This window comes from Rhodococcus coprophilus NBRC 100603, assembly GCF_001895045.1.
Taxonomy (GTDB): Bacteria; Actinomycetota; Actinomycetes; order Mycobacteriales; family Mycobacteriaceae; genus Rhodococcus; species Rhodococcus coprophilus.
This window is the reverse complement of sequence record NZ_BDAM01000010.1, coordinates 117,296-142,248: the sequence shown is the minus strand read 5'-3', so window position 1 is coordinate 142,248 and position 24,953 is coordinate 117,296. Positions and strand designations below refer to the sequence as shown.

Below are 24,953 nucleotides of genomic sequence, written 5' to 3'. Positions count from 1 at the left end.
AGAAGAGGCCCTCCTTCCGTGATCGGAAGGAGGGCCTCTCGTCTGTACGGAGTACTCACCGGTGCGGTGATTACCAGGTGCGGACCTTCAGACCCGGGTTCTCGGCGAGCACCGCGTTGATCGGTGTCGCGAACAACTCGGGCGTCTCGCCGAGGAGACCGCTGACGAAGCCGGCGACCTCGCAGAGGCTGTACTGGCCGACGTTCGAGGCGCTCGAGATACCGAGGGCGAGCGTGCCCGTCACGAGCGTTCCGCCGCTGTCACCCTGCAGTGCGCACAGGTTGGTGGAGAAGCCGTTGCTGAGCACGCGCTCACCGATTTCGACGTTCTGCTGCGCCGACGTCACGACACCACAGCTGTAACCGGTACGCAGGCCCGACTTGCAGACGGGGGTTCCCACGATCGGATCTGCGGTGCCCGTGATGGGCAGGGGAGCGGCGTTGGGAACGCGGACCCCGTTGTTCTCGAAACGACCCGCGGCATCTGCTGCCGGCCGGATGAGACCGTAGTCGTTGTTGTCGAGGCTGGTCTTCTCGAAGGTTCCGAGACGCTGTCCGAGCGCATCGCCGAGCAGTTGATAGACCTCGGACGCCCATCGGGTTCCGGCCTGCGAACGATTCGGGTCGCAGTGACCGGCGGTGATGTTGACCGGGCTTCCCGAGCCGTCCTCGGCGTTGAAGCCCAAGGAGCAACGGAGACCCATGCCGGCGCCGAGCGCAGCGTAAGCGTCGCCACCGAGCAGAGCATCCGGTGCCGCGAGCCCGGCGATGTACTCGAAGTCCGGGCTGGGGTCGGGCGTCAGTTCGGTCGGAGCGAACAGCACACGAACACCGTCGAGGAACGGCGGCAGTTCGAGGCCTGCGACATTCTCGGCGCGTACCACGACGTCGTTGTTCACCACGTCGATAGCGACGCCGCGAATGAGGTCGGCGATCGCGGGCGGCTGCGTTTCGAGCCAGTCGTTGAGCTCTTTCAACCGGCCTTCGAGCGCGGTCTCGCTGTTTTCGGTCTTCTGGACGACGAATCCGGAGTTCTCCGCGGCCTCGCGGGCCTTGTCGAACTGCTCGCCTTCGGTGAGTCCGACGGTGGGCGTGCCCTGGTCGTCGAGCCAGACACCGGAGAAGACGCTTTCGAACTGCTCGCGCGCCTTGTCGGCGAAACGAGCAAGCTCCTGGCTGCGCTGGGCGTCGATGAGGAAACGGTCGGGACCGATCTGGAGGTCCCGCTGCAACGCTTCCACCAGTTCGGCCGGCAGTGCGGTCGCCGGGGCGGCCGGCGCAGGCTCGGCCTGGGCGACGGTGGCTACGGTGCCGAGGAGCAACACGGCGGCTGAGCCGATAACGGCCGCCTGACGTGCGAAGGTGCGTCGCATGAAAACCTTTCTCGTTGTCCCTCCGCGGCTCGAGCACGCAAAGGTAGCTGACCCGAACGGACCGGCATTGGTCGATCGTAAGGGGTAACGGGCACGACTCACAGCTGGTTGGGAGCGACCAGTGTGTCGGATGTTGCCGTTGTGAACAACCCTGCGGGACTTAAGCCCCGTTCACCGTCCGCACTCGGCTACCGGTGGTGTTCTCGATGTCGCGGATGGAAATGCCCAGGCTGGACGTGCCGCCGTTGGGTGCGAGAACGAGGTTCGCTTCGACGCAGTTCGGGGCACCGGCGCTGTTGGAGCCGCTGATCACGCCGAGGGCGAGGGTGCCCGTGACGATGGCTCCGCCGCTGTCGCCGGACAAGGTGCAGGCCGTTGTTGCGAAGCCCCGGATGGTGCTCGAATACCCGGAGTTGTACACGAGCTGGGTCTCGACACGCTCGGCGGCGACGACACCGCAGGTGAACGAGGAGGACTGTCCCGACTTGCAGACGGGCGCGCCGACGACGGGAACGGCGGTACCGGTGATGGTCAGCGTGGAACCGTTGCCGCCGCGCACGACCGGCCGGTCGAGGCCGGCGGCGACGCCGGCTTCGTCGAGGGAGATCACGCCGTAGTCGAGCGTGCTGTCGGTGCCCACGGTCGACTCGGTGAACGTCCCGATCTTGGTGCTGGCGTCGATGTTCTCCCGGTTGGGGAGGTACACGGTGGAGCCGCCCTGCTCGCGGGCGACGGCATCGCAGTGGCCGGCGGTGAGGTTCACGGCATCGCCGTTCGCGTCGACACCGTTGAATCCGAACGAGCAGATGCCGATTCGCTCGAGCGGCGTCGTCTTCACGTCGCCGTCGGCGGTGATGTAGGTGTCGCCGCCGAGCGGAGCCGGATCGTTGGGGGGAAGGCCGGGGCTCAGCTGCACCTGGACGTTCGCGATGAGCGAGGGCAGGTTGAGGGCGCGCCCGGCCGGCGAGTTCACGATGTCCACGACGAGCTGGTTGTTGAGCACGTCGATGGACGTGGAGTTCACCTGTGACGACACCTCGCGCGGAAGCGCGGCAACCCACCGGTTCAGTTCGGCGAGGGCCTGCTCGAGGCCGTCGGCGGACAACAGGGCGACCGTGGCCTGGTAACCGTCGCTCTGTGCCTTCTCCGCGGCGTCCCGGTTGGTCACCGCGACGACGGCCTGTCCGTCCAGGCCGAGCCACGCGCCTGCGTAGTCTTCGGGGTTCTCGGCACGGAACGAACGTGCGTAGTCGCCCAGCTCCTGAGCGCGGGCGGCGCGGTCGAGGTATTCCTCCGGCGACAGCCCGAGATCCCGGGTGATCGCTTCGATCAGTTCGGAGGGCAGATCGGGGACGGGAAGCTGCTCTGCCGGGCCGGCGTGGGCGACGGTGGTCAGCGGTCCCACCAGCAACACGGCCGACGCCGCGGCGACGGCGACACGGCGGGCGGTGGAACGAGCGGCGCGCGACGCCGGCAAGAGACGCATGAGGGCCCTTCTACAGGTGTATCAGTGGTCTGAACTGCGGTTATGTTCGTGAGTGCAGTACGCGAGGTACCGACCCGCGGGACAGCCTACGGCACAAACGGCAGTGCAAAAAATGTGCCATAGATCACGTGGGATTTCAGCCCTCGGTGGAGCCGTCGTCTCCGGGTGGAGTGGTCGGTTCCCCAGGTTCGGGATCAGTGGTCGGCTCGGTGGGTTCGGGTTGCGGGGACGTCGACGGCGTCGGAGACGAGGTGCTCGACCCGCCTGAGTCGTTCTCGCCGCCACCCCCACCGCTCGAGGGCGGATTGCGACGCGACCATCCGGTGCTCGTCGTGGTGCTGCTGCTCGACGAACCGACGCTCGATGACGGGGTCGTGGCGTCCTGGGTGGTGCTCGGATCGGTCCACACGGGTTCTCCGCCGACGCTTCCGGACTGGGGAACCGCCGGTGCGCCGGCCGGTGGGACCGAGGGCGAGTCGGTCGTGGAGGTCGTCGAGGCGGCCGGGGGAGCCTTCGTCGGGGGCTGCGACCGGGTCGCGTCGGTGGTCTCGCCGGTCGGCACGATCGTCGTCTCCATCGGCGCGGTGTTGGCGGTCGCGGTGGACGAATCGCGCATCGTGAACACCCACACTCCGACTCCGACGAGCAGCGCGACCGCAGCCGCCGCGGCACCGACGGTGAACAAAGAGGAGCGGCTCTTGGTATCGGAGTCCTCGTCGTCGTCCTCGCTGGGCGGCGACGGCACCGGCGTCCGCGATGGCGTCGGTGAGGATGTGGCGCGGACCGTCGAGGCGAAACCCGGCGGCGGTGTGGTGGTGATCTTGGCGATCACGGTGGTGGTTTCGGTGTCGAGTTCGCTGCGCTTGGGACCGGTGAGGCGCGTGACGGGGAGGATCTGCGTCGAACCGAGCAGATCCACCGAACCCGCAGCCGCCGCGAGTGCCGCGCCGCGCACCATCGTCTGATGGGGTTCGGGCGCGAGTGCGCTCCGCACCCCGAGTCCGGTCTTGAAGGACTGGGCGACCAGTTGGGCTGCGGTGGGATCGATGGCCTCGTCCACCGTGACGACGATGGCGTCGAGGTTGCTGACGAGCCATCCGAACGCTCCGAGGGCGGTGGACAACTGCGCCGTCACGGAGGGCGCGTCGGCTTCGGCGAATCGGAAGGACTTACCGGCCGCCACGCCGGAGCGAACGAGGGTGACCGTCGAGCCCAGCGGATCGATGTGGTGCACCGCGACGAGCCGGCCGGTTTGATGGGCGACCTGCGATTCGTACCACGCGGCGGCGGCCTCGGCGTCCGAGATGAGGGAGACGTGCCGCAACCCCACATAGTCGAGCGCGTTGCGGAGAACGGCGACGGTCGAGGGCGGCCATTCGGTGGGATGGGTCGCGACTGCGGTGTACGGCTGGTCGCCGATGAGCCGGGCAGCGTCGGCGAGAAGGCATTCCATGGCGGTTGCCACGAGGTCTTCGGCGCGGGAGAGCGAACCGTCGTTGGCACGGACGCCACCCGACCGGCCGATGCTGCCGACGAAATTGGTGAACGAACTCGTGGTGCCGTCGAAGAAGTCGTGGTCACCGAGCGTTGCGGTGCCGTCGGAGTGCAGGTGTACCGCGCTGCGTCGTTCGATGGGTGCGGGGTCGGGTCGCCCGGGCGACGACGAGGTGACCGCAACCGAGGACACGGAGTTGCCCACCCTCAGGCCTACGCCTACGGACATGCGGAAGATCCCCCAAATCTGGTCGGAGCTGGTGCAACGGTGACCATCCGCGCCGGATTCGAGCGACATGATGTTGCACAGTCTCCGCGGAAATGTACAGGCGTATGCGGACATCACGATAGGTGAATCTTGAAACGACCCGTCGGGCTGCCCGCCTTGCGGACCTGCGGGTGTGATTCCGCGCCGGGAAGCGGTCGAGGCGTAGCCGCAAGTGTCGCGTGGGCAGATTATGAACCGCATCACATTCGGGAACGATCCGGGCAGATCTGTGGTTGGAGCTATCAGACAACTTGAGCTACCCAGGCTCAACTCCACTTGACTGGAGCGCCCGAACGGGTGCAGGCTCGACTTGGCTGAGCTAAGTTGAGTCGTACTGGCTCAGGTTGGGGAACATGAACGTTTCGCGGTGTGCACAGCATCGCGGCGAAAAATTGGAGGAAATCATGGCTCGTGCGGTCGGTATCGACCTCGGAACCACCAACTCGGTCGTTTCCGTTCTGGAGGGCGGCGAGCCCGTCGTGGTCGCCAACTCCGAAGGTTCACGCACCACCCCGTCCGTCGTCGCTTTCGCGAAGAACGGCGAGGTTCTGGTGGGTCAGCCTGCCAAGAACCAGGCGGTCACCAACGTCGACCGCACCATCCGTTCCGTCAAGCGGCACATCGGGTCCGACTGGAACGTCGACATCGACGGCAAGAAGTACACCCCTCAGGAGATCAGCGCACGCACGCTGATGAAGCTCAAGCGCGACGCCGAGTCGTACCTGGGTGAGGACATCACCGATGCCGTCATCACCGTTCCGGCGTACTTCAACGACGCCCAGCGTCAGGCGACCAAGGAAGCCGGCACCATCGCCGGCCTCAACGTCCTGCGCATCGTCAACGAGCCCACGGCCGCAGCCCTCGCATACGGCCTCGACAAGGGCAGCAAGGAACAGACCATCCTGGTCTTCGACCTCGGTGGCGGCACGTTCGACGTCTCCCTCCTCGAGATCGGCGACGGTGTCGTCGAGGTCCGCGCGACCTCCGGCGACAACCACCTGGGCGGCGACGACTGGGACGAGCGCATCGTCAACTGGCTCGTCGACAAGTTCAAGGCACAGCACGGCGTCGACCTGACCAAGGACAAGATGGCCCTGCAGCGTCTTCGTGAGGCCGCGGAGAAGGCGAAGATCGAGCTGTCGAGCTCGCAGTCGACGTCGATCAACCTCCCGTACATCACGGTCGACGCGGACAAGAACCCGCTGTTCCTCGACGAGCAGCTGAGCCGCTCCGAGTTCCAGAAGATCACCGGCGACCTCCTCGAGCGCACCCGCGCGCCGTTCCAGCAGGTCGTCAAGGACGCAGGAATCTCCGTCGGCGACATCGACCACGTGGTCCTCGTCGGTGGCTCGACCCGTATGCCCGCCGTAACCGATCTCGTGCGCGAACTCACCGGTGGCAAGGAGCCCAACAAGGGCGTCAACCCCGACGAGGTCGTCGCCGTGGGTGCCGCGCTGCAGGCCGGCGTCCTCAAGGGCGAGGTCAAGGACGTGCTGCTGCTCGACGTCACCCCGCTTTCCCTCGGTATCGAAACCAAGGGCGGCGTGATGACCAAGCTCATCGAGCGCAACACCACGATCCCCACGAAGCGTTCGGAAACCTTCACCACGGCCGACGACAACCAGCCGTCCGTGCAGATCCAGGTCTTCCAGGGCGAGCGTGAGATCGCGGCGCACAACAAGCTGCTCGGCTCGTTCGAGCTCGGCGGCATCGCTCCGGCTCCGCGCGGCGTCCCGCAGATCGAGGTCACCTTCGACATCGATGCCAACGGCATCGTGCACGTGACCGCCCGCGACAAGGGCACCGGCAAGGAGAACACGATCAAGATCCAGGAAGGCTCCGGCCTGTCCCAGGAGGAGATCGACCGGATGGTCAAGGACGCCGAGGCGCACGCCGAGGAAGACCGCGCCCGCCGCGAAGAGGCCGAGGTCCGCAACCAGGCCGAGTCGCTCGTGCACCAGACCGAGAAGTTCATCACGGACAACGAGGACAAGGTGCCGGCCGACGTCAAGGAGAAGGTCGAGGCGGCCGTCAAGGACGCCAAGGACGCTCTTGCCGGTAGCGACATCGCCGCGGTCAAGTCCGCCGTCGAGAAGCTCGCGACCGAGTCCCAGGCGCTGGGCCAGGCGATCTACGAGTCGCAGGGTGGCGCCGAGGGTGCGGCAGCCGGCGACGGTGCCGCGGCCGGTGCCGACGATGTCGTCGACGCCGAGGTGGTCGACGAGCCGACCGATTCGGAGAAGAAGTGACGTCGGGTAAGCCCGAGCAGGAACCGGTGACCGTCACCGACAAGCGGCGGATCGATCCCGAGACCTTCGAGGTGCGGGACGCGACCACCGAGTCGAGTGAGGACACCGGTACCCCTGCCGAGGGCATCGTCGAGAACGAGGACGGCAACGAGGAGGTTCGCGTCGAGAAGGCTTTGTCTCCCGAAGCGTCTCCCGAATCGGCCGAACTCGCGGAACGCACCGCAGATCTGCAGCGCGTCTCCGCCGAGTACACCAACTACCGTCGTCGCGCCGAACGCGAGAAGGCCGCCATCGGCGAGTCCGCGAAGGCGTCGGTGGTGGCCCAGTTCCTCGACGTGGTCGACGACCTGGATCGGGCCCGCGCCCACGGGGACCTCGAATCCGGTCCGCTGAAGGCGGTCGGCGACAAGCTGACCCGCATTCTGACCGGACTCGGCCTCGAAGGTTTCGGTGAAGAAGGCGACGTCTTCGATCCGGAACTGCACGAAGCGGTCCAGATGGAGGGCGACGGCACCCACCCGGTGCTCGGCACGATCCTGCGCAAGGGTTACCGCGTCGGCGATCGGGTGCTGCGGCACGCGATGGTGACCGTCACCGACGGCGACCCGGCGGACACGCCGGAACAAACGCCGTCCGACGGCACCGACACAGAGTAAGAACAACAAGAGCGAGAGGAGGAGACGCCCGGTGAGCCAGCGGGAGTGGATCGAAAAGGACTTCTACAAGGACCTGGGCGTCTCGTCCGACGCTTCGCAAGAAGAGATCAAGAAGGCCTACCGCAAGTTGGCTCGGGATCTGCATCCCGATGCGAACCCCGGCGATACCGCAGCCGAGGAGCGGTTCAAGTCGGTCAGCGAGGCGAACGCCGTGCTGTCCGACCCGGCCAAGCGCAAGGAATACGACGAGACTCGCCGGATGTTCGCGTCCGGAGGTTTCGGCGGCGGCTTCCAACCAGGCGGTGGCGGATTCTCCGGCGGGAACACCACATTCGACCTCGGTGACCTGTTCGGCGGCGGTGGTGCCGGCGACGGCGGCTTGGGCGACCTCTTCGGCGGTCTGTTCAACCGCGGTGCGAGCGGGGGCGCGAATCGCTCGCGGCCCCGGCGCGGCGGCGACATCGAGACCCAGACGACTCTCGACTTCCGTGACGCCGTCCAGGGTGTCACCGTCCCGTTGCGCCTGACGAGCCCCTCGCCGTGCACCACGTGCCACGGCAGCGGTGCCGAGCCCGGCACGAGCCCCCGAGTGTGCCCGCAGTGCAACGGAAGTGGCATCGTCTCCCGCAACCAGGGCGCCTTCGGGTTCTCCGAGCCGTGCGACGAATGCCGCGGGTCGGGCTCGATCATCGACAGCCCGTGCCGCGACTGCCACGGCAGCGGGGTCCAGGAACGCACCCGTACGATCACGGTGCGCGTGCCGTCCGGCATCAAGGACGGTTCCCGCATCCGCCTCGCCGGACAAGGTGAAGCCGGTCTGCGGGGTGCACCGTCGGGCGACCTGTTCGTCACCGTGCACGTCCGGCCGGACCGCGTGTTCGGTCGTGACGGCGACAACCTGACACTCGTATTGCCGGTCAGCTACGGCGAACTCGTGCTCGGCAGCACCGTATCGGTCCCGACGCTCGATGGCCGGGTCGGTCTGAAGATCCCGGCGGGCACGGCCGACGGCCGGGTTCTGCGGGTCCGCGGCCGCGGCGTCCCCAAGCGCGCGGGCGGTGCGGGGGATCTGCTCGTGACCGTCAAGGTTGCCATCCCTCAGAAGCTCGACGAACAGGCGACGGAAGCGCTGCGCGAATACCTTCGTGCCGAAGAGTCCGGTGGATTCGACCCGCGTGAAGGATGGGCAGGTGCGTGATGAGCGATACGGGAACTCCCCGCAATCTCCCGCCGGATCCCGATGCGCGTGTCTATGTCATCTCGGTCGCCGCAGAACTCGCCGGGATGCACGCTCAGACACTGCGTAACTACGACCGGCTGGGACTGGTTACCCCGCACCGCACCAGCGGTGGCGGACGGCGGTATTCACCGCGCGACGTCGAACTGCTCCGCGAGGTACAGCGACTGTCGCAGGACGAAGGCGTCAACCTTGCCGGCATCAAACGGATCATCGAGTTGACCAACCACGTCGAGGCACTGCAACAGCGGGTCGCGGAGATGTCCGCGGAGATCGCACAGTTGCGGTCCGCCCGCCGCGATCTCGTACCCGTGGCGCGCACAAACGCGCTCGTCGTGTGGAAGCCGAAGCACGCGCGCGACTGACGACCCACCGAATTCCGGGCCGATATCGATTCGATGTCGGCCCGGTTTCCGTATTTCTCCCGCACAGCGAGAAACCTGTCCCGCACCCCACATCCCCCGGCCTACTGTGGCGTGTTCCACAGGACCAGCGGAAGGCAAGCAAGCATGGTGGATTGGGCGGAAGAATGCGACGTACTCGTCGTCGGATCGGGCGCGGGCGGATGCAGTGGTGCGTACACCGCAGCACGTGAAGGACTGTCGGTCACGCTCGTGGAGGCATCCGAGTACTTCGGTGGCACCACCGCGTACTCGGGTGGCGGCGGCGTCTGGTTCCCGACCAACGCGGTACTGCAACGCGCCGGCGACGACGACACCATCGAAGACGCGCTGACCTATTTCCACGCCGTCGTCGGAGACCATGCCCCCCGTGAACTGCAGGAAGCGTACGTCCGTGGCGGTGCACCGCTGATCGACTACCTCGAATCCGACGAAGATCTCGAGTTCATGATCTATCCGTGGCCCGACTACTTCGGAAAGGCGCCGAAAGCACGCGCGCAGGGGCGGCACATCATCCCGGCACCGCTGCCGATCGGCGACGATCCCGAACTCAACGAGTCGATTCGCGGACCGCTCGGCCGCGAACGCAACGGCGACCCGCTGCCCGACACACTCATCGGTGGACGCGCTCTCGTCGGCAGGTTCCTCCGCGCCCTGCGGAAGTACCCGGACGTGCAGCTGCACCGCAACACCGCGCTCGAGGAAATCGTGGTCGAAGACGGGGTGGTGGTCGGCGCGATCGTCTCGAACGGCGGCGAGCGTCGTGCGATCCGTGCCAGGAAGGGCGTCGTGCTCGCGGCCGGCGGCTTCGATCGAAACGAGGAGATGCGCAGCAAGTACGGCGTTCCCGGTGCTGCGCGCGACTCGATGGGCCCGTGGTCGAATCTCGGTAAGGCACACGAGGCAGGCATCGCGGTCGGTGCCGACGTCGACCTGATGGGCGAGGCGTGGTGGTCCCCGGGCCTGACGCATCCGGACGGCCGGTCCGCCTTCGCGCTGTGCTTCACCGGCGGCATCTTCGTCGATCAGGACGGGAAGCGGTTCACCAACGAATACGCACCGTACGATCGTCTCGGCCGCGATGTCATCGCCCGTATGGAGGCCGGCGAGATGACCTTGCCGTTCTGGATGATCTACGACGATCGCGGTGGGATCGTTCCGCCCGTGGGAGCAACGAACGTGCCGCTCGTGGAGACCGAGAAGTACGTCGAGGCAGGGCTGTGGAAGAGCGCCGACACGCTCGCCGGTCTCGCCGAGCAGATCGGTGTCCCGGCGGAGGCGCTCGAGGCGACGGTCGCGCGGTTCAACGAATTTGCAGTTCAGGGTGTCGACGAGGACTTCGACCGCGGTGGGGAGCCGTACGACGTCGCATTCACCGGTGGCGGCTCGCCGCTGGTCCCGATCGAGCAGGGACCGTTCCACGCTGCGCAGTTCGGTCTCTCCGACCTCGGCACCAAGGGCGGGCTGCGCACCGACACGGCCGGTCGCGTCCTCGACACCGCGGGAGCTCCGATCGCCGGTCTGTACGCGGCGGGCAACACGATGGCGGCGGCGAGCGGCACCGTCTACCCCGGTGGTGGCAACCCGATCGGTGCGAGCGCTCTGTTCGCGCATCTGGCAGTTATGGATGCGGCCACGCGCTGACACCGTTGCGGCCGAACGTCACTCCGTTATGGGAGTGACGTTCGGCCGTAGTGTTCAGGGGCGGGCGACGACGACGTTCATGGTCATGAACGGATAGCCCGTATCGACATTCGGTTCGACGGAGTAGCCGTGCCGGTTGGCGCCGGCCACCCTTGTTCCGTCGGGATTGGCAGGGCCGGTGCCGAAGTCGTTCGCCATCAGCACCACGCTCGCCTCTCCGGGCATCGTGTAGCTCACCTGCACACCGAACCCGCGCCGGTCGGAGCCGACCGCCGTGACGGTCTCGGATGCGCGCGCGGAGACCACCGCTGCGGGCTCGTCGATCCACCGTCCGTACGGATTGCACTTCCCGGCTAGAACCATGGGTGCGTCGGTGTCGTTCGTGATCGTGATCGTGATCGTGGGCCCATCGGTGGGGAGCTCGTCGCCGAGTGCTGTCGACGGGGCGGCGAGAGCGAGCACAGCCGCGACAACTGCGGCGGCAAAGGCGCGCGTGCGATGGTTCATGGTGCTCCTACGATCGGGGATCTGGACTCACGACCGTACGACCGTACGATCGACGGCCGCAGTGTACCCGCGAAGACATGTCGGGGGGCGGTGTCGACCCGATTCGTCACACCGCCCCGAGTGCCCACCGGGTGTGACTGCCTAGAGCGCCAGTGGATTTACGCCGAGACGAGTCCGCTCGCCGTCGCCAGCAATTCCAGCGACCGCAACCAGGCATCGCGTCCCGGCGCCGACGACACCACGATCAGTTCGTCCGCCTGGGCGCGCTCGGCGAACCGGTCGAGGTAGTCGCGAACTTCGTCGGACGTGCCCACGGCCGTGTACCGCAGCATGGTGAGCACCTGCGCGCCGGCGGGGGAGTCGAGCAGCATGTCGATCTCGTCGTCGGTGAAGGTGCGACCGCGCCCGACCATCTGCACGACACGCTGCCTCTTGGCGGCCTCGAACAAGGCATGGGCTTCTTCGCTGGTATCGGCGGCGATCACACCTGCGCCGGCGATGACGTACGGTTCGGGGTGCTGTTCGGACGGTTGGTACTCGCGGCGGTAGAGCGCCACCGCCTCCTCGAGTGCCTGCGGCGCGAAGTGCGACGCGAAGGAATACGGAAGACCGAGCATCGCAGCAAGTTTGGCGCCGAACAGGGATGATCCCAGAATGTACAGCGGAACGTCGGTGCCCTTCCCGGGAATCGCGTCGACACCTGGGATCCGTGAGTTGCCGCGCAGATAGGCCTGCAGTTCGAGTACGTCCTGCGGGAAGGTGTCGGCCGACGACGGGTCGCGTCGCAGCGCCCGCATCGTCTTCTGGTCGCTGCCCGGCGCCCGGCCCAGCCCCAGATCGATGCGACCCGGATGAAGGGTGGCGAGGGTGCCGAACTGCTCCGCGATCGTGAGCGGCGAGTGATTCGGGAGCATGATGCCGCCTGCGCCGAGCCGGATCGACGACGTGTGCGCCGCGACGTGCGCGATCAGCACGCTCGTCGCAGACGACGCGATGGACGGCATGTTGTGGTGCTCGGCGTACCAGATGCGCCGGTAACCCCACCGTTCGGCGAGCTGTGCCATCTTCACGCTGGCGTCGAAACTGTCGCGAGCGGTTTCACCCTCGCCGATATGGGCCAAATCGAGGATGGAGAGAGGAACAGTCACCGAGAATCCTTCGTCCGGGGCCCGCCACCGGCAGCTGGGCACACCCTCGGTGCAACCGGGAGTGGCCGCAGGCTATTCCGGGAGGCGGCCGTCACAGCCGGTCGAAGTGCCCATAGGTGCCGCGGTAGAACAGCAACGGCCCGTTGGACGGCAGCGCCGTCAGGCCCGTGACGCGTGCCACGACGATCGTGTGGTCGCCGGCGTCGTGCTCCGTTTCTACGGTCGCCTCCACGCGAGCGAGCGCCCCTTCGAGGGCGGGAGCACCGTTGTCGCCGGGAACCCAGTCGACGCCGTGGAACTTGTTTCCACCGCTGACGGCGAACGCGGCACACAACGTGCGCTGGCTCTCCGCGAGGACGTTGATGGCGAGAGTGCCGATCTCGCGGATCTTGGGCCAGGTCGTGGACGTGCGCGCGGGGCAGAACGAGACGAGGGGCGGCTCCAGCGACACCGACGTGAACGACTGACATGCGAAGCCGAGCGGCTTGTCGCCGTCGAGGGCGGTGATGACCGTGACCCCCGTGCAGAAGTTGCCCATCACGTCGCGCATCGTGCGCGGATCGAGCACCGCATGTTCTGCCGTCATCGATTGGTTCCTCTCACTGTCGGTACTCCTTCAGTGTCCGTCATGGGTGTTCGGGCTCCGCGCCTGGTATCCCGGAGAACGGGAACGAACAGCTGTGGCTGTCGGTCGCGACGCCGATCGGCGCCGTCCGTGACGCCCGCTCGAACGCGTTCAGGGGTGGGTGCCGGGGGTCACAAGAACGCACCGTGTCCCGGTGAAGATTGTGGGCATGCACTTGTTGCAGTGGATGCACAACGATCGAGTGGCCGGCTCCGTTTCGATCCTGTTGACCAGATCCGGTTCGCGCAGCAGCGCCCGGGCCATCGCCACGAAGTCGAATCCTTCGGCCATCGCGATGTCCATCCCAGCCCGATCGGTGACACCCCCGAGTAACACGAGCGGCATTCTCACTGCAGCACGGATCTGCCGCGCTTCCTCGAGCATGTACAGATCCTTGTAGGGATAGGACTTGAGGAAATGCTTGCCGACGAGTTTCATTCCGGTGCGGACGGGCTCGGGCATCGCCGCCGCGAACTCGCGTAGGGGTACGTCGCCCTTGAAGAGGTACATCGAGTTCAACAAAGAGCTGCCCACGGTCAGTTCGATGGCATCCAGGGAGCCGTCCTGCTCGAGCCACTGCGCCACCTGGACTGCCTCGTCGAGCCAGAATCCTCCCGGGACACCGTCATCCATGTTCAGTTTCGCCAGGATGGCGATCTTCCCCCCGACAGCGTCTCGGACCGTCTGTGCCGTTTCGCGTACCAGGCGCGCGCGATTGGCGAGGGATCCGCCGTATGCGTCGGTGCGTTTGTTGATCTTCGGGCTGAGGAAGGAACTGGCGAAGTAGTTGTGACCGAAGTGAATCTCCACGGCGTCGAATCCACTTTCGACGGCATAGCGGGCTGCGTCACCGTGTGCTCGCCGAATGCGGTCGATGTCGGCGAGGGTGGCGCCGCGAACCATGCGCATGCCCAGCGGGTTGAACTGGCGGGTCGGTCCGAGCGCGGGCAGTCCGGTGCTGGCTTCGTTGGCGACGGGCCCGGCATGGCCGATCTGTGCGGAAGCGGCAGCGCCTTCGGCATGAACGGCGTCGGTGAGACGGCGTAAGCCCGGCACGGCTTCCGGACGCATCCAGATCTGGTTCGCCTCGGTGCGACCCTCGGGCGCAACGGCACAGTATGCGACGGTGGTCATTCCGACCCCTCCCGCAGCGGGTCGGCGGTGGTACTCGATCAGGTCGTCCGACACGAGCGCACCGGGAGTGGCGGCTTCGAACGTGGCAGCCTTGATGATGCGGTTACGCAGGGTGATCGGGCCCAACTTCGCCGGTGCGAACACGTCGGGGATGTTTCGATCGGTCACGGGAGGTCTCCTGGTACAGGGCCGGTTACAGGCTGACTGCGGTGGCTGATGGGCATTACGCCTCGGTGGGCGAGATCGTCGATCGTGTCGCGCAACTCGGTGCAGGAGGGAACCCATGCGGGTGTGTGGCCTGCTCCGGCGTCGGTGTAAAGCCGCGGGCATGACCGAGGGGCGTCGGTGAGCCATTGGATGCTGGTGTGAGCCTCGCTGTACTTCTCGGCGAGTACATCGGTGCCGCACGTGCGGCAGGTGACGGGTTGCATCGTCGATCGTCTCGTTCCGTCAGTGCTGAACGGTGTCGCTCGGTGCCCAGAATGCGCGCATGGTCGTAATGCGGCCGGCCTCGTCGAATGTCATGACGTCGATCGGTTCGATCGCGTAGGTCTGCTCGGCGACTTTCGTGGTGACCCGGAAGTGGAAGGCGGCGTTTGCGCCGCTGATCCGGAGCGTAAACAATTCCGTTGTGTTCTCGGTGGTTTCGATAGCCTTGTAGAACTCGGTGATCGCGGCGCGCCCGACGCGGGGTTCGCTGCCGACCGGGTCTTCCAGGGTGGCGTTTTCGGTGTACAGCGCGGCGACGTCGGTGGCGACACCGGAAGCTACTGCGTCGAGGTAGGCGGTCACGGTAGCTCGAATGCGTTCCGCCTGGGCGGTTGCTTCAGAAGTGGTCACGGGTGCTCCTGGGGGCGTCGCGGAGAATGGATCGATCGGCCGAGGCTATCGGCGGGGTGGCAGGGGTAGGCGTGGTCCTCCCGCGTAGCGGGAGATTCGGAGCACGGGTGGTGCACTGCCGTTGTTACGCTTTCGTGGTGTCGGAACCCGAAAGCGAGCAGTACCCCGCGCTACCCCCCACGAGCTGGGCGGTGCTCGGGATGCTTTCGTTCGGGGAGGAACTGACAGGCAACGAACTGAAGAAGTGGGCGGATTGGAGTATCGGGTTCTACTACTGGAGTCCGTCGGTCAGTCAGGTCTACGCGGAGCTCAAGAAGCTCGAGAAGCTCGGATTGGTGCAATCCCGTCTGGTGAATGAACCGGGCACGCGTGGTCGCCGGTTGTATGCCATCACCGAGTCCGGGATCGACGCGGTGCGCACGTGGTCGCGTGAGGCACCGGTGGAGATGCCCGTACTCAAGCACGGCGTCATGCTTCGGATGTATATGGGCCATCTCAACGATCCGGACCAGCTGAAGGCGATCGTGCGCGAGCATATCGTCAACCTCGAAGACAAGCTGCGCCGCGCCGGAGAGCATGCGGAACACTCCGATCGTGAACCGGGCTGGGCTTTCTCGCAGATGAGCCTGCGGTGGGCCGAGCGGTACTTCCGGGCCGAGATCGAGCTGTCCAACGAATTGCTCGACGATATCGACCGTGCGGCAGCGCAGTTCGCGCGTAGCGACATCGACGACCTCGGTCTGCCGCGTCCCCGTAACCCAGGTAGCTGGAACGGGGTGTCGGAAGGGCTCGGCGGCGACAACGTCGAGCCCTCTTCCACGAACGAGGCCGACACTCAGGCGTATTGAGGTTCCTGTGCGCTGGCCGTCGAGTGGAGCGGACGGCGGCGCTGAAGTGTGGGAGTGACATGGTTGCGATCGAGAGCGCGCCAGATGGCGGTCGCTGTCAGTCGGACGGGCGTGGCGAACTTATGGTCGAAACGCAGGTGGGATAGTGGTCCGCACACCGACACCGCGGCGACCGCGGAGCCGATGAGGCCGATCGGAACCGCGATACACCCGAATCCGGGCAGAGATTCTTCTTTCTCGAAAGCAATCCCGTGCTCGCGGATGTGGTCGTATGAAGGCCCGGGTGTGCCGTCGTAGGCGAGGAGTGCTTTGCCGAGGGCGGTGCTGGGCGCAGGACGACGCCCTCCGATGCGGGTGGGAACCACCGTGGCCAGGCGTCCACCGAGCTTTTCGAGGTAGACGAGGTCGTCACCTTCGAGAACAGCGAGGTGGACGACGAAGCCGGTGACGCGTTGGAGTTCCTGCAGGTGCGGTAGTGCGGTGGCGTGAAGCCGGTCCTGGTGGACGGCGAGTGAGCCGAGTTCCATCAGCCGCAATCCCAGCGTGTAGTCACGGCCTTCGCGGTGGAGCCATCGCATCGACACCAGCCGTTCGAGCATGCGATGGGCAGAGGATCGGGGCAGGCCCGTCCGACGCACGATTTGGGCGAGAGTGAGACGGCTGACGCCGTTGAATGCATCGAGTACGAGGTTGACGCGGTCGAGGACTGCGCTGGGTGTCGTGGGGTCGGCTTCGGCCTGGATCGTCATTGTGCTCCTACAACCGCAGCGCCGTCGGCGCGGGGACGTGGCTATTTCTACTAGGAATAGTGCCACACCCCAGCGTGATTGTGAAGCGGGTCACTCGAGAGGGGCATCCTGTGTTCCACTGAACGAAATCGCCGGTATCCGCGCCTCTCGGGGGCTTCCTAGAGTCCGGTGAGTTCTTCCGGCCTGCATTCCTCACTCACGCCTTGCATATTCAACTCATGTCATCTGCGACACGGAGGTAACAATGACGTTTCCCGACAACGAAGTTCGCGTCATAGAGTCGGCCCCGCCGCCCGCCCGCTATGCCCGAGGCTGGCACTGCCTGGGCTTGCTCGACGAGTTCCGTGACGGCAAGCCACACGCGGTGGAGGCGTTCGGCTCGAAGCTGGTCGTCTTCGCCGACAGCGCCGGGTCGTTGAACGTTCTCAACGGTTACTGCCCCCACATGGGCGGTGACCTCACGCAGGGCACGATCAAGGGTGACTCCGTGGCATGCCCGTTCCACGATTGGCGCTGGGCGGGCAACGGCCGGTGCTCGAACATCCCGTACGCCCGCAGAGTTCCGCCTCTGGCGCGGACGAAAGCGTGGACCACGCTCGAGCGCAACGGGCAGCTGTACGTCTGGCACGACCCGCAGGGCAACCCACCGCCACCCGAGGTCACCATCCCGCAGATCCCGGGATACGACACGGGTGAGTGGACCGAGTTCACATGGAACCGGCTGACGATCGAAGGATCGCACTGCCGCGAGATCGTGGACAACGTCGTGGACATGGCCCACTTCTTCTACATCCACTACTCGTTCCCGGTGTACTTCAAGAATGTCTTCGAAGGCCACGTCGCGAGCCAGAACATGAACACCAAACCGCGACCGGACGTGGATCTGGGTACGAGCTACTCGCGCGACGACGATGCGATCGGGCGTTCGGAGGCAGCCTATTACGGACCGTCATACATGATCGACTACCTGTGGAGCCCGTCCCCGGTCGGCGAGCTCGAGACGGTCCTGATCAACTGCCACTACCCGGTATCACCCACCAGCTTCGTACTGCAATGGGGAGCGGCAGTGAAGAAGCCCGAGAGCTTGACCGACGAAGAGGCGACCGGGATTGCGCAGGCCTTCACCAAGGGCGTCGAGCTCGGTTTCGTCCAAGACGTCGAGATCTGGCGGAACAAGGCGAAGATCGACAATCCGCTGTTGTGCGAGGAGGACGGTCCGGTCTACCAGTTGCGTCGCTGGTACGAGCAGTTCTACGTCGACGTCGAGGACGTCACGCCCGAGATGACTCGGCGGTTCGAGTTCGAGATCGACACCGAGCGCGCGATCAGTTTCTGGCACAGGGAAGTCGAAGAGAACATCGCTGCCGGCAGGTTCGTCACCTCCGATCCGCGGATCGAGGCGTTCCAGGCGAGCGAAAACCAGCCCGCCGGCACCGGAGCGTGACGCTGAACGATGACTCTGTGAGGGCTGGTCCGGCCGATCGACCGGACCAGCTCTCACAGAACGTTGTACAGCGCCGGATCAGTGTTCGGGGTTTCGACGGCTACGTCCGGCGGCGTGCTCTCCGGCGGCCCGGCCGAAGACGATTGCATCGGCTATATGGAACCCGCCGTCCTTCGCCCAGCTGAACGTGGAACTGACAGTGCCCGCCGCATACAGACCTTCGATCACCGCGCCCGCGGTATCGAGAACACGTGCGTGCTCGTCCCGGCGAGGGCCGCCGTTGGTCCAGCCCAACAGCGGCCCGCTGCGGTAGGCGTAGAAGGGCGGCTCGAGGATCGGCACGAGGGTGGCGGGGGAACGACCGAAATCCCCGTCGTCTCCTGCCGCACACGCGGCGTTGTACGCGGATACGCTGTCGTTCAACGCATCACCCGGGAATCCCGTCAGCGAAGCCAACTCGTCGAGGGTGTCGCCACGGTGAATCCACCCCGCCGCGATCTCCGCGCTGTTGTCCGAGCTCCACCGATAACCGTTCATCAATACGTTCCATCCGACGGCGAGTACGTCGGCCGAGGGACTGATCGGGCCGGCCAGCCGAGTGTGCTCGTCGAAGATCACCCACATCGGACGCTGCGGATGGAGCACATATCGTCCGTCGATCAGAGCTTGGCCGTGACCTGACGGGACGAATTCGTCGACGAAACGACGTCCCGTCTCGTCCACCCAGAGCACACCCCGCGAGTACAGGAACATCGCGAAATATCCGTGCCGCGAACCTGGTTCGGTGATGCCGTTGACCGCCATCATGTTGTCCATGTGCCACAGATCGGCTCCGGCCTCCTGTGCCATGCGTAGTCCGTCACCGGTGGCGGCCACGCTGCCCCACACCGGCGCGTCGTCGAGCCCGAGGTGGGTACGCACCAGCTCCGGATCCCCCTCGAAACCGCCGGTGGCCAACACGACGCCGCGACGGGCAAGGATCCGGTCGCCCGCTGCAGTGACGACGCCGGTCACCTCGCCGGAAGCAGGCTCGGTGATCAGTCCGGAGGCGGGAGAGTCGTAGTGCACCGAGATTCCGCGCTCGAACAGCGCCTTTTCGAGCGCGGCGAAGAGCCGACCGTCGCCGACGACCCCGTCGACGCAGTACAGGCCACCGTAACAGTCGCTGCCCGGCATCTCCGGGTACTCGGCGCCTGTGGCGTTGTAATTGCCGTTGGGGCCCACCGATACTCCGAGTGACTCCACCCACCTGGAGACTTCGCGGGTGCCGTGTGCCCAGGCGTGCACGACAGGCTCGGGCAGCGGACGGTCGCCACAAAGAGAACGCAGATAGATTGCTGCGCGTTCGGGGTCGTCGTGGTGGAACCAGCCGCCACCGGACACCCGGGTATTTCCACCGGCCTCGGCGGCGGCTGCCTTCTCCAGTACCAGCACCGTGGCCCCTGCGTCGTGGGCGGTCACTGCTGCGGCGCAGCCGGCGGCGCCCATTCCGACCACGACCACGTCCACTTCGCGGACATCGTGGCTTTCCGCGTGCGACTCCGGGTTTCGAGACACCGCGCCTCCTCGGCGTGTACGGGCGGTCGGGATTGCGCCGCCGTGGAGACGCTACGAAGACAGGGGGATTCGCGGGAAGGAGGAGTTCTACCCAGCGGGAGATCCGTGTGGACGTCAGCTCCCGTGCGCGAAGCGCGCGGAGACCAGTGCGCCGACCTCGGCCATCGCCATCCGTGCCCGCGCAACGGATGCAGTCTGCATGAAGAAGCCGTGCCCTACACCGGGATAGCGGATGATTGCCGTCGACACGCCCGACTCCTGCAGTCGCCGGCCGTAGTCCTCCACTCCGTCGCGGAGGGGATCGGCGTACCCAGACACCACGATCGCAGGTGGTAACTGCGAGAGATCGGCTGCCGAGGAGGGAACGCCGTACTCGTCGTCCGTCGAGGGATCGTCTCCGAGGTACAAGGATTTCATCCAGTCGATGTCCCCTGCGCGAAGGAAAGGGCTGTCGCCGAATCGGAGCATCGACGGCGACTCGCGTCGCCGCTCCAGGCCAGGGTAGATCAGGACCTGCTGAGCGAGGTGCGGTCCTTTCTCGTTGCGTGCCCGCAGCGCAGTCGCGGCCGCCAGGCCACCTCCGGCACTGTCGCCGCCGACGCCGATTCGAGTCGGGTCCACCCCCCACTCTCCGGCGTTCTCCTGTACCCAGCACACGGCCGCATAGGACTCGTCGTGGGCGACGGGATACCGATGCTCCGGAGCGAGTCGGTAGCCCACGTTGACGACCACGGCATGCGCTGCTGCGGCAACCTCGCGTGCAAGGCGATCGAAGGACTCGAGTGAGCCCATGATCATCCCGCCTCCGTGGAACCAGACGAGGGCCGGTGCGTCCCGCTCCCGTACCGAGTGGGGGTGGTAGACCCGTACGGGGACGGGACCGTGAGGACCGTCGAATTCGAGCGAGCGAACGGCCTGCATGTCCGGTCCCGGTGGCCGCTGGATCGATTCGAGTGCACGACGGGTCGCGTCGATTCCGATGGCCTGCAGAGACGGAGCGCGGCGTGCGCGCATCGCGTCGATGATCGAACGGACGTCCCGATCGTAGATCCGGTCGTCGTTGTCTGCCGGAGTGGCGTCGGAGTGCGTATTCATCGGATGACGGTGTCGTCGATGAGGCAGAAGGTATGGCACACCCGATCGCGGACCACGGCTTCCGGGCACTCGGGGTCGAACCAACGATCCACGACGCCCCAGTGGACCGGATGGTCGAGGTATTGGCCTATGAGCGAAGCGTGATCGGTGAATTCCTGCTCCCACACGTGGGTCCAGGCAGTGGGGCCCACCGACTTCTCCACACGGTCGAGCCGCCACGCGCCGATCGACGAAATGTATCGGGGCATCGTCAGCAGATCGCGTTCGAATCGTTCGACGGTCGCTGTCGGCGTGCCCGGAGCGATACGCAGCAGCAGCGCACGGTAGACACTCCGAGGTGCGTCCGGGCGTGACTGCCCCGGAGATGCGGGGTACTGCACGCCGTCGATTCGAGCGGTGGCGGGACCCTCGAGGGCGCGGTCGAGTGCACCGATCACGTCGGTGGCACCGTCTGCTGCGGGGAGTTGCAGGTGGACAAGCAGTTCACCGCCGTTGATCACCCCCGGCAGCGTCGGCGCCACGAGGTGGCGCGGCGCGCCGAGCCCCTTCACCGTGTGGCGGATCTTCTCCAGGTATTCGGCCCGGTCCGAGGCGTTCGCAGAGTCCTCGAAGTGGACAACGCGTGTCACATTATACATCGGTCAACCCTTCGACATCGTCGGCCCCGGCGGCCATGGAGCGGGAACGTTCGAGGATCAATTCCTCCATTTTCGACCACCATTCACCGAGACCGGGGTCGCGACGGCCTTGGCGGGTCATCTCCCACCACGCCCCCACACTGTCGACGGTCCACGTGACGGTGACGGTGTTGGAGTCGTCGTCGAACCAGATCGGTGGGCTGACAAGGATCCGGTCGAGTGTCATCCCGCGCCGGCGACCACCGGGAACGTATTCCGTGACGTACGCGTCGACGAACTTGCGTGCACATCCGGGTTTGGTGACCACGCGGTCGATCACATATATCGTTTCGTCAGCCATGCTGGAACCCTACGGTCACGAAAAGCACTGGGGCACCGTCATCTCCCGCCTCGCGGGAGACGATCGTGTGTCGACAACGGTGCGTCGGATCGTTACCTGCAGGTGCGGTGCAGGCTCGACGCCGAGCCTGCACCGCGAAAGCACATCGGGACATCGGACCTCGCCGGAGATGTCAAGCGGAGGTCGCAGATACCTCCGGGTCCACTTCTCCTGCGGTGTGCTCGTCGGAGTCGCCCGCCTGCCGGGGCCGTCCGATGAACAAGCAGATGGCGGCGACGATGAGCGAGCACACGACGAACCACCCCACTGCGAGGTTGAACGAGGACAACGCGGGTGCGGTCGTTCCCGGCACGGTCCAGATGGAGAGCATGACCGACACGATGGCCACGCTCACCGCAGAGAATGCCTGGCGGGCGGTGGCCAATACGCCCGTCGTGACGCTGGTGACGTCCTCGGGGACGGACTCGATGACGATCTTCGGATAACCGGTGTAGGCGAACGCCGTTGCGACAGCGGCGAGAACGAAGACGCCGATCATGATCGGCAGCGACTTGTGGCCGACGAGGATCATGACATTGGCTACGGCGAACAGAGCGGCTCCGATGAAGAACGCGGTCCGCCCGCCCCAGCGTCCCGCAACCACACCCGCTATCGGAGACACGGCGAACCCCACAATTGCGCCGATTCCGCCGATGAGACCTGCCACGGTCGCCGACATGCCGAGTCCGATGGGCAAGGACGTCGGCGCCTGGAGAATCATCGGGGTGACGATCTGCACCGCGCCGACCGGACCGAGAGCGAGTACCGATACCCCGATCAGATTGAGCGTCATCCGCTTGGTGGCGAGTGCTCGGAGGTTGACGAGAGGTTCTTCCTGACGCAGTTCCCAGGCAGTCCATACGGCCAGGATCGCGAGCCCGCAGATGATGAGACCGAGGACGCCGAAACTTGCCCATCCCCACGCCGGACCCTGGGTGATGCCGTAGAGGATTGCGATCAGGCCGGGCGTCAGCAGTGCTGCGCCCAGATAGTCGAATCGTGGTAGCTCCGTGCGTGTGTGGGTGCCGGGGAGCGCGAGTGCGGCCACTGCGGACGCAACGAGGGCCAGAACGGCGGCGAAGACGAAGATCATATGCCAGTCAGCCACATCGAGCAGCACCCCGGCGATGAAATAGCCACCGGATCCGGCGAGGAGGGCGGCCCCACTGATGTATCCGACGGCAAGGGAAACCTTGCCGGCGGGCAGCACCTCGCGTGCGAGGCCGTAGCAGAGGGGCAGGATCGCACCGGCCGCACCTTGTACGCCTCGACCCACGATGATTGCGCCCATCGAGTCGCCGAAGACACTGATCACGGAACCGAGCGTCGACACCATCATTGCGATGATGAGGACCTTCTTGCGGCCGTACATGTCGCCGAGGCGACCTCCGACGAGTGCGGTCGTCGCGCCCACGAGCATGTAGGCAGTTACTGCCCACCCTGTTGTCGATGCCGGTGCATCGAAAATCTCACCGAAGCGTGGCAGCGCGATGAAGATCATGCCGGCTTCGAATGCGCTGACGCACTCGGCAAGTACCAGGGCCACGATGATGTATGTCGTCGACTTGGGGGCCATCGGACCGTCCGGAGTTGGTGCGGCTGAACGTCGCAGGGAATCGAACATGCGGGTCCTCCTGATTGGGGGTGTCGGGATCGGTCAGGGGAGGCGGGTCTGTGCTGCCGCGCTGGTTCCGGCCCGTCGGCCGAAGAAGCTGCCGTCACCCAGGCTCGCGCCGCTCGCGTAGCCCCCGGCGCAGATTCCCGAGGTGCAGCGGCCGGCAGCGAAGAGGCCGCGGATCGGCTCCCCGGAGACGTGGAGAACGGCCGAGTCGATGTCGGTTTTCAAGCCGCCCAGCGTGAAACCTCCGGTACGGCCACGCAGATCGTAGGCGGCGATCGGTGTCCCGATCGGTCGCACCCAACGAGAGTTTTTGCCCAGCAACGGGTCCACGCCATCGGCGGCGTGCCGGTTGAAGAGTCCCACAGTGGTCTCCAGTGCTCCCGCAGGAAGACCCATCTCCGCCTCGAGCTCCTCGACGGTCTCGCATACCCACGTCGGTGCCGTTCGAAGCGGGGCGCTGGTCGAGATGGTGCGCAGGGCTTCCTCGTAGGCCTGCTCGTCGAGGACGAGAAACGCCTGGTTTTCCTGGTGCAACAGTGTGGCTTGCCCGATACGGCTGGCGTAGGTGTCCTCGTTGATGTACCGCTGCCCGCGCCCGTTGACCAGGATGCCGCGTGCCATCAGCTGGGGATCACTGAAGATGGCTACTTCCGTGGCGTCCATATGTGCAGTCGCCGCTCCGAGAGCCTGACTCATCAGGATGGAGCGGCCGTCATGGGTCTCGATCGACGCTGTGGGACGTCCGAGAATGCGCGGGCTGTGCTCGCGCACCATATCGTCGTTGTATGCGAAACTGCCGGTCGCCAGTACGACACCCTGCCGGGCGCGGACCGCCACGTCGGAGCCGTACTGCTTCGCGACGACACCGACGACGCGGCCGGCGGAGTCGACCACAAGTCGCTGTGCCCGCATGTCGTACTCGGCTCGGACACCGAGCTTTTCGGCGGCTTCGACGAGCGGTTTCATCAGCATGAAGCCGCCCGCCTGCTCGGCGCTGCCCGGATCGGCCTTCTTCGGAAGGTGACCGCGGGGGGCAGGCTGTGTCAGCGTGTCGAACGGATGTGCATTCTCGCCCCCCGAGTACATCAGACCTTCGCTGTGGGGTGGCTCCCAACCCGGTTCACCCCAGAACGACTCGTCGAATACGACGCCGTGGTCGGTCAGCCACCGGAAGTGGTCGACACTGCCTTCGCAGTAGGCGTCGATCTTCTCCTCGTCGGTGCCGGGACCCAATGCTGCCTTCATGAAGGTCTTCATGTTCTCGACGCTGTCGTCGAATCCGCATGCCTTCTGCAGGGGCGTCCCGCCCCCGAGGTAGATGAAGCCGCCGGACATTGCGGCTGCGCCACCCCACCCGCCGAGACGCTCGAGAACAAGTACTTCGGACCCGGCGTGAGCAGCCTCGACAGCAGCGGCGACGCCGGCGATGCCGTAGCCGACGACAACCACGTCTGCTTCGTATCCCCAGGTTGTGATCGCAGTGTCCGACACTGGAGTGAGGGTTGAATCGGTCATGACGTCTCCTCCTGAATTGCGCTGTGAAACAGGAATTCGAGTGCGC

At 65.9% G+C, this 24,953-nt stretch carries 22 protein-coding genes; 7 read left to right on the top strand and 15 right to left on the bottom strand.

Annotated elements, in window-relative coordinates; genetic code table 11:
* Positions 1–70: 70 nt before the first annotated feature.
* From RDCOP1_RS17270 to RDCOP1_RS17260, 3 genes are all read right to left on the bottom strand, one after another.
* Positions 71–1,372 carry a S1 family peptidase gene (locus RDCOP1_RS17270; protein ID WP_072703089.1) on the bottom strand — a complete coding sequence of 434 codons (1,302 nt, stop codon included), beginning with the start codon at positions 1,370–1,372 and terminating at the stop codon, positions 71–73.
* A 160-nt stretch (positions 1,373–1,532) separates the two neighbouring features.
* Positions 1,533–2,858 carry a S1 family peptidase gene (locus RDCOP1_RS17265; protein WP_072703086.1) on the bottom strand — a complete coding sequence of 442 codons (1,326 nt, stop codon included), beginning with the start codon at positions 2,856–2,858 and terminating at the stop codon, positions 1,533–1,535.
* A gap of 136 nt (positions 2,859–2,994) precedes the next feature.
* Positions 2,995–4,581 carry a DUF7159 family protein gene (locus RDCOP1_RS17260; protein ID WP_072703084.1) on the bottom strand — a complete coding sequence of 529 codons (1,587 nt, stop codon included), beginning with the start codon at positions 4,579–4,581 and terminating at the stop codon, positions 2,995–2,997.
* Between the two features lie 443 nt (positions 4,582–5,024).
* Between RDCOP1_RS17260 and dnaK the strand changes: the two genes are divergently transcribed.
* The 5 genes from dnaK to RDCOP1_RS17235 all read left to right on the top strand — a co-directional run bounded on the left by dnaK (position 5,025) and on the right by RDCOP1_RS17235 (position 10,807).
* Positions 5,025–6,869 carry a molecular chaperone DnaK gene (gene dnaK, locus RDCOP1_RS17255; protein WP_072703791.1) on the top strand — a complete coding sequence of 615 codons (1,845 nt, stop codon included), beginning with the start codon at positions 5,025–5,027 and terminating at the stop codon, positions 6,867–6,869.
* Positions 6,866–7,525: a nucleotide exchange factor GrpE gene (grpE, locus tag RDCOP1_RS17250; RefSeq protein WP_072703081.1), complete on the top strand. Its 660-nt coding sequence runs from the start codon at positions 6,866–6,868 to the stop codon at positions 7,523–7,525. The genes dnaK and grpE overlap by 4 nt, the downstream gene beginning before the upstream one ends.
* 31 nt (positions 7,526–7,556) lie before the next feature.
* Positions 7,557–8,723 (top strand): molecular chaperone DnaJ, encoded by a 1,167-nt coding sequence (gene dnaJ / locus RDCOP1_RS17245; protein ID WP_072703078.1) that lies wholly within the window; start codon positions 7,557–7,559, stop codon positions 8,721–8,723.
* A complete protein-coding gene (locus RDCOP1_RS17240; protein ID WP_072703075.1) occupies positions 8,723–9,127 on the top strand; it encodes a heat shock protein transcriptional repressor HspR in 405 nt (134 codons plus the stop codon). Before dnaJ ends, RDCOP1_RS17240 begins: the two co-directional genes overlap by 1 nt.
* 144 nt (positions 9,128–9,271) lie before the next feature.
* Positions 9,272–10,807 (top strand): FAD-binding protein, encoded by a 1,536-nt coding sequence (locus RDCOP1_RS17235; protein WP_072703072.1) that lies wholly within the window; start codon positions 9,272–9,274, stop codon positions 10,805–10,807.
* A 54-nt stretch (positions 10,808–10,861) separates the two neighbouring features.
* On the opposite strand, the gene RDCOP1_RS17230 is transcribed toward RDCOP1_RS17235, so the two are convergent.
* From RDCOP1_RS17230 to RDCOP1_RS17205, 5 genes are all read right to left on the bottom strand, one after another.
* Positions 10,862–11,314 (bottom strand): hypothetical protein, encoded by a 453-nt coding sequence (locus RDCOP1_RS17230; RefSeq protein ID WP_072703069.1) that lies wholly within the window; start codon positions 11,312–11,314, stop codon positions 10,862–10,864.
* A 158-nt stretch (positions 11,315–11,472) separates the two neighbouring features.
* Entirely contained in the window at positions 11,473–12,462 is a 990-nt protein-coding gene (locus tag RDCOP1_RS17225) for an LLM class flavin-dependent oxidoreductase (RefSeq protein ID WP_072703066.1), read from the bottom strand.
* 91 nt (positions 12,463–12,553) lie between these two features.
* Entirely contained in the window at positions 12,554–13,048 is a 495-nt protein-coding gene (locus tag RDCOP1_RS17220) for a flavin reductase family protein (protein WP_072703062.1), read from the bottom strand.
* Positions 13,049–13,198: 150 nt separating this feature from the next.
* The gene (locus RDCOP1_RS17215; protein ID WP_072703059.1) at positions 13,199–14,389 is read right to left on the bottom strand and encodes an NADH:flavin oxidoreductase; all 1,191 of its coding nucleotides are present in this window, start codon (positions 14,387–14,389) and stop codon (positions 13,199–13,201) included.
* 282 nt (positions 14,390–14,671) lie between these two features.
* Positions 14,672–15,061: a nuclear transport factor 2 family protein gene (locus tag RDCOP1_RS17205; RefSeq protein ID WP_072703053.1), complete on the bottom strand. Its 390-nt coding sequence runs from the start codon at positions 15,059–15,061 to the stop codon at positions 14,672–14,674.
* 137 nt (positions 15,062–15,198) lie between these two features.
* Between RDCOP1_RS17205 and RDCOP1_RS17200 the strand changes: the two genes are divergently transcribed.
* Positions 15,199–15,909, top strand: a complete 711-nt coding sequence (locus RDCOP1_RS17200) for a PadR family transcriptional regulator (RefSeq protein ID WP_231922891.1) — start codon at positions 15,199–15,201, stop codon at positions 15,907–15,909.
* Here the strand turns inward: RDCOP1_RS17200 and RDCOP1_RS17195 are convergent.
* Positions 15,897–16,658 (bottom strand): IclR family transcriptional regulator, encoded by a 762-nt coding sequence (locus tag RDCOP1_RS17195; RefSeq protein ID WP_072703050.1) that lies wholly within the window; start codon positions 16,656–16,658, stop codon positions 15,897–15,899. The genes RDCOP1_RS17200 and RDCOP1_RS17195 overlap by 13 nt on opposite strands.
* Positions 16,659–16,902: 244 nt before the next feature.
* Here RDCOP1_RS17195 and RDCOP1_RS17190 point away from each other — a divergent pair, with 244 nt between their 5' ends.
* Positions 16,903–18,102, top strand: coding sequence for a 3-ketosteroid-9-alpha-monooxygenase, oxygenase component (locus RDCOP1_RS17190; protein WP_072703047.1), 1,200 nt, complete (start codon positions 16,903–16,905; stop codon positions 18,100–18,102).
* Positions 18,103–18,180: 78 nt separating this feature from the next.
* Here the strand turns inward: RDCOP1_RS17190 and RDCOP1_RS17185 are convergent, their stop codons facing one another.
* The 6 genes from RDCOP1_RS17185 to RDCOP1_RS17160 form a co-directional block, all read right to left on the bottom strand.
* Positions 18,181–19,659, bottom strand: coding sequence for an FAD-dependent oxidoreductase (locus RDCOP1_RS17185; protein WP_084722675.1), 1,479 nt, complete (start codon positions 19,657–19,659; stop codon positions 18,181–18,183).
* Positions 19,660–19,773: 114 nt separating this feature from the next.
* Positions 19,774–20,754, bottom strand: coding sequence for an alpha/beta hydrolase (locus RDCOP1_RS17180; RefSeq protein ID WP_072703044.1), 981 nt, complete (start codon positions 20,752–20,754; stop codon positions 19,774–19,776).
* Positions 20,751–21,392 (bottom strand): Dabb family protein, encoded by a 642-nt coding sequence (locus tag RDCOP1_RS17175; protein WP_072703041.1) that lies wholly within the window; start codon positions 21,390–21,392, stop codon positions 20,751–20,753. The genes RDCOP1_RS17180 and RDCOP1_RS17175 overlap by 4 nt, the downstream gene beginning before the upstream one ends.
* Entirely contained in the window at positions 21,385–21,732 is a 348-nt protein-coding gene (locus RDCOP1_RS17170; protein WP_072703038.1) for a hypothetical protein, read from the bottom strand. Before RDCOP1_RS17170 ends, RDCOP1_RS17175 begins: the two co-directional genes overlap by 8 nt.
* A gap of 172 nt (positions 21,733–21,904) precedes the next feature.
* A complete protein-coding gene (locus tag RDCOP1_RS17165; RefSeq protein ID WP_084722674.1) occupies positions 21,905–23,395 on the bottom strand; it encodes an MFS transporter in 1,491 nt (496 codons plus the stop codon).
* A gap of 33 nt (positions 23,396–23,428) precedes the next feature.
* A complete protein-coding gene (locus tag RDCOP1_RS17160) occupies positions 23,429–24,907 on the bottom strand; it encodes an FAD-dependent oxidoreductase (RefSeq protein ID WP_072703035.1) in 1,479 nt (492 codons plus the stop codon).
* Positions 24,908–24,953: the final 46 nt, after the last annotated feature.